The organism is Stenotrophomonas sp. S41 (assembly GCF_016624625.1).
In the GTDB taxonomy this organism is placed as follows: Bacteria; Pseudomonadota; Gammaproteobacteria; order Xanthomonadales; family Xanthomonadaceae; genus Stenotrophomonas.
In genome coordinates this window covers 1-4969 of record NZ_JACVTV010000176.1, presented here as the reverse complement: position 1 = coordinate 4969, position 4969 = coordinate 1, and the positions used below count along the sequence as shown (strand labels likewise).

The 4969-nt window shown below is 67.0% G+C and carries 3 protein-coding genes and 1 pseudogene; 3 read left to right on the top strand and 1 reads right to left on the bottom strand.

Annotated features, from left to right (window positions below):
* Positions 1-425: hypothetical protein (locus tag IAE56_RS20550; protein ID WP_200753792.1), on the top strand; the 425-nt coding region annotated here is incomplete at its 5' end.
* Between the two features lie 46 nt (positions 426-471).
* On the opposite strand, the pseudogene IAE56_RS20545 reads toward IAE56_RS20550, so the two are convergent.
* Positions 472-2505, bottom strand: a pseudogene (locus IAE56_RS20545) (catalase); the annotation flags it as partial.
* 183 nt (positions 2506-2688) lie between these two features.
* On the opposite strand from IAE56_RS20545, the gene IAE56_RS20540 reads away from it, so the two are divergent.
* On the top strand, positions 2689-3411 hold the full coding sequence (locus IAE56_RS20540; protein WP_079222773.1) for an AraC family transcriptional regulator: 723 nt from the start codon (positions 2689-2691) through the stop codon (positions 3409-3411).
* A gap of 81 nt (positions 3412-3492) precedes the next feature.
* Entirely contained in the window at positions 3493-4854 is a 1362-nt protein-coding gene (locus IAE56_RS20535; RefSeq protein WP_200753790.1) for an amino acid permease, read from the top strand.
* Positions 4855-4969: the final 115 nt, after the last annotated feature.

Genomic DNA, 4969 nt, shown 5'->3' with positions numbered 1-4969 from the left:
ACGTCCCCGGGGTGGCCCGCCTTTTTTGGGGGGGGGCGCTGCGGGTTGCGGCGGTAGTTTTCTTCGCCGCGGCTTTCCTCGTCGCGGTTTTCTTTGTCGCCGTGGATGCGGGGGCTCTCTTTGCAGCCGACTTCTTCGCAGGCGATTTCGTCGTCGCCGACTTCTTCGCAGGCGATTTCGTCGTCGCCGACTTCTTCGCAGGCGCCTTACTCGCTGCTGACTTCTTTGTAGCAGTCTTCTTTGCAGCGGCTTTCTTCGCTGGCGCCTTCTTCGCCGCCTTGCGCCCGCTGCCGCTGCGCTTGCCACCGCCATCCTGCTTGTTGACGGTGGCCCACGCGATGCGTTCGGCCGTACTCTCACTGGCGCCGCGCGCGCGTTCGCTTTCCTCGATGTGCTCGGCCTGGCGCTTCTGCTTGTCGGTGTAGGCAGATTTCTCACCACGGGGCATGTCGCTTCTCCTGTAGGGAACGATCAGGCCAGCAGGCGCAGCTTGGGTTCGCGTGCCCACTGGCGAGTGGCCGCGGCAGCGAGGAAGCCCTTGGCGTCCTCGGCTTCCACGGTGCCGGCATCGTTGCCCACGCGGGCGGCCTTCAACAGCGCCTGGCCACCGGCATCGCTGGCAATGGCCTTCAGGTGTGCCCACGCATGGCTGACGAATTCGACGGCAGCGGCTTCCTTGGCCAGCGCCTTGGCCCCGTCCGCACTGAGCACGACGGCCACGGCATCGAACACCGCCGAGGGCGTGCCCGCCAGCTGGCCATCGGCGGCCTGGCGCTTGCCGTCGCTGAGCGTGGCGCCACCCACTTTCGGCGCCACCAGTTTCACTTCGGCACCGGCCTTCTGCGCGGCCTTGCGCAGGCTGGCGATTAGCCCCGCATCAGAGCCTTCATCGAACAGGATGCCGATGCAGCGCCCCTGCAGCGTGTCTTTCGTGCGGCCGATGATGCGTACCTCGGGAACGGCGGGCATGTCCTGTGCGGGCGTTGCGGTCGGCGCTGCATCGGGCAGGTCGGCCAGGGCCAGCCCATCGGCCACGCGCCTGGCCAGCGACTCGTCGATGTTGCGCAGGTGGCTGACGGTACGTACGCGCACCTTCAGCGTTTCCACCTTGGACAGCTCGAATACCAGCGCCGAGGCGAGGTGCGCCTGCTCCGGCTTTTCCAGGCTGCGGAAGAACGCACGCGCCTGGCTGTAGTGGTCCGCAAAGCTCGCCGCACGCGTGCGTCCCTTGCGTCCGTCGTCGGCGGTTGCATGGCTGCGGAAGCCAGCCGGGGTTTCGCGCGGGCTGTCGTCTTCCAGCGAGCTCGGGTCGTAGGCCACGCGCCCCTTCGGCACCTGCATCTGCATGTGGCCGTCGCGCTGGTGGTTGGCGAACGGGCACTTCGGCGCATTGACCGGAATCTGGTGGAAGTTCGGCCCACCCAGGCGGATCAGCTGCGTGTCCAGGTACGAGAACAGCCGGCCCTGCAGCAGCGGGTCGTTGCTGAAGTCGATGCCCGGCGGCACGTTGGCGGGGCAGAACGCCACCTGCTCGGTCTCGGCGAAGAAATTGTCAGGCCAGCGATCCAGCACCATCCGCCCGATCACCTTCAGCGGCACAAGCGACTCGGGAATGGTCTTGGTCGGATCGAGGTGATCGAACGGGAACGCCTCGGCCTCTTCCTCGGTGAACAGCTGCACGGCCAGCTCCCATTCGGGGAAGTCGCCGCGCTGGATCGCCTCGAACAGGTCGCGCCGATGGAAATCGTTGTCGGCCGCCTGCAGTTTCAGCGCTTCGTCCCACACGGTGGACTGGATGCCCAGCTTCGGCCGCCAGTGGAACTTGACGAAGGTGGACTCGCCGGCCTCGTTCAACAGGCGGAAGCTGTGCACGCCGAAGCCCTCGATCATGCGCAGCGAACGGGGAATGCCACGGTCGCTCATCGCCCACATGATCATGTGCATCGATTCGGGCATCAGCGAAATGAAATCCCAGAACGTGTCATGCGCGCTGGCGGCCTGCGGGAACGCACGGTCCGGCTCCATCTTCACCGCATGCACGAGGTCGGGAAACTTCATCGCGTCCTGGATGAAGAACACCGGGATGTTGTTGCCGACCAGATCCCAGTTGCCTTCCGGCGTGTAGAACTTGACCGCGAAGCCACGCACGTCGCGCGGGGTATCGACCGAACCGGCACCGCCGGCCACGGTGGAAAAGCGGGTGAACACGGGGGTTTTGGTTCCGACCTCGGTCAGCACGCGGGCGCGGGTGTACTTCGCCAGCGAACGGGTCAGTTCGAAATAGCCATGGGCCGCGCTGCCGCGCGCATGCACGATGCGTTCGGGAATGCGCTCATGGTCGAAGTGGGTGATCTTCTCGCGGAGGATGAAATCCTCCAGCAGGGTGGGGCCGCGCGGGCCTTCGCGCAGCGAGTTCTGGTTGTCGGCCACCGGAATGCCCTGCGCCGTGGTCATCGGCGGGTGCGTGCCGCCGGCCTGCAGGTGCAGCTCGTCACCCTCGCCGCGCTGCTGGGTATGGGACTTCCGGGACGGGGCGGGTGCGCGCTTGCCGGTCGGCTTGCTGGCGGCCATCGGGGGGTTCTCCGGGGTATGTGGGGGGCAGGCCATGACAGTCGCTCCCGGGCCGTTAACCCATGGTCCGCCGCGGGTGAACGTACTGGCAAAACCGGGCTCGGGTATGCTTGCCGCATGCGAGTCGAGCCCACCGACATCGAAGCCCTGTTCGACGCCATTCCGGACGTGCTGTTCTTCATGAAGGACCGCCAGGGCCGCTACACCCACGTCAACCAGACCATGCTGCGGCGGCTGGGCCTGCGTGCGCGCAAGGATGTCATCGGCCGTACCGCCGCCGAGATCTACCCGACCGGCCTGAGCGCGGACTACGTGGACCAGGACGCGCGCGTGCTGTCCGGCGAGGTGATCGAGAACCTGATGGAGCTGCACCTGTTCGCCAACCGCGAACCGGGCTGGTGCCTGACCTGCAAGCGGCCGCTGCTGGTGGATGGCAGCATCGAGGGGCTGATCGGCATCTCCCGCGACCTGGGCCAGAAGGACAGCCTGGGCACCCAGTACGAGCAGCTGCGCCTGGCCCTGGCCCACCTCAACGCGCACTACGCCGAGAACGTGCGCATGCAGACCCTGCTGGACATCACCGGTTTCTCGCTGTCCAAGCTGGAGCGCAGCTTCCGCAAGGTGTTCCAGATGACCCCGCAGCAGGTGCTGACCCGGCTGCGCATCCAGATGGCCATGCACCTGCTGCACGGCGACGACAGCATCGCCTGCATCGGCCAGGCCTGCGGTTTCAGCGACCAGAGTGCGTTCACCCGCAAGTTCAAGGCTGAAACCGGTTTCTCGCCGCGTGCCTATCGGGCCCGTATCGGGGGGAATGTCGGCGAGGCCCTGCTGTCCTGAGCGGTCTGCTGCACTGTGCCTATCCCCGTGGGTGGAGGACAATGTAAGGTGACGCCCCTGTAGCCGCCGCCAGTCCCGCCGATGCCCGCCAGCCCCGTTACGCCTTCCCGCCTTGGCCATTCGCTCAAGCCGCGCCAGTTGATCATGATGGGCTTGGGCAGCGCGATCGGCGCCGGCCTGTTCCTCGGTTCCGGCGTGGGCGTGCAGGCGGCCGGCCCGGCTGTGCTGGTGTCCTATCTGGTGGCCGGCGCGCTGGTGATCATCGTGATGAATGCCCTGGGCGAAATGGCCGCAGCCAAGCCAACCAGTGGCGCGTTCTCGGTGTATGCGGCCGATGCCATGGGCGCCACCGCCGGTGCCACCGTGGGCTGGTTGTGGTGGGTGCAGCTGGTCATCGTCATCGCCGCCGAGGCGGTGGGTGCGGCCGGCCTGCTGGCCACGGTCTGGCCGGTGATACCGGTCCCGATGGCGGCGCTGGCTTTCATGCTGTTCTTCACTGCGATCAACCTGCTCGGGGTGAAGAACTTCGGCGAGTTCGAATTCTGGTTCGCCATCCTCAAGGTGGCCGCCATCCTGGCCTTCATCGCCATCGGCATCGCCCTGCTGATGGGCTGGCTGCCGCAGGTGGCCTCGCCGGGGCTGAGCAACTTCACCCAGCACGGCGGCTTCGCGCCGAAGGGCCTGGCCGGCATCGGCGCGGCCCTGCTGGTGGTGGTGTTCGCCTTCGGCGGCACCGAGATCGTGGCGGTGGCCGCCGCCGAAACCGAAGACCCCGAGCGCAGCATCGCCCGTGCCATCCGCACCGTGGCCTGGCGCATCCTCGTGTTCTACATCGGCTCGCTCAGCGTGATCATCGCCGTGGTGCCGTGGACCAGCGAGTCGCTGAAGTCGCCGTTTGCCGCGGTGCTCGCGGTCGCCAATATTCCGGGCGCGGCCACGGCCATCACCCTGATCGCGGTGATCGCACTGCTGTCGGCGCTCAATGCCAACCTCTACGGCGCCTCGCGCATGATCTATTCACTGGCGCAGCGCCGTGAGGCACCGGCCGTGCTGGGCTGGACCGACCCGCGCCAGGTGCCGGTCATTGCCGTGCTGGCCAGCGTGCTGTTCGGTTTCGCCGCCACCATCATGGAGCTGCTGTTCCCGGACAAGGTGCTACCGGTGCTGCTGAACATCGTCGGCTCCACCTGCCTGCTGGTGTGGACGCTGTCGCTGGTCTCGCAGCTGGTGCTGCGCCGCCGGGCTGATCGCCTGGGCACCCGCCTGCCGTTCCGCATGGCTGGCTTCCCGTGGCTGACGGTGTGTGCGCTGGGCATCCTGGCGCTGATCTTCGGCCTGCTGCTGAGTGAAGCGCACACGCGCCTGCAGTTCCTTTCGATGGTGGCGCTGACCGCCGTCATCGCCGCCGGCAGCGCCATTGCGCGGCGCATGCGCGAGGCGTAATTCTGTAGAGCCGACCCGACGGTCGGCTGCTGTTCGCGCGGCCGCCAGCCGAGCATGGGCTCGGCTCTTGTGTCTTGGAATGACGCCCTGATCAGGCACAATTCCCCCGGTGACC

Coding starts and splice junctions, on each gene's coding strand:
- IAE56_RS20535 (WP_200753790.1), top strand. CDS start 3,493: ATGCCCGCCAGCCCCGTTACGCCTTCCCGCCTTGGCCATTCGCTCAAG.
- IAE56_RS20540 (WP_079222773.1), top strand. CDS start 2,689: ATGCGAGTCGAGCCCACCGACATCGAAGCCCTGTTCGACGCCATTCCG.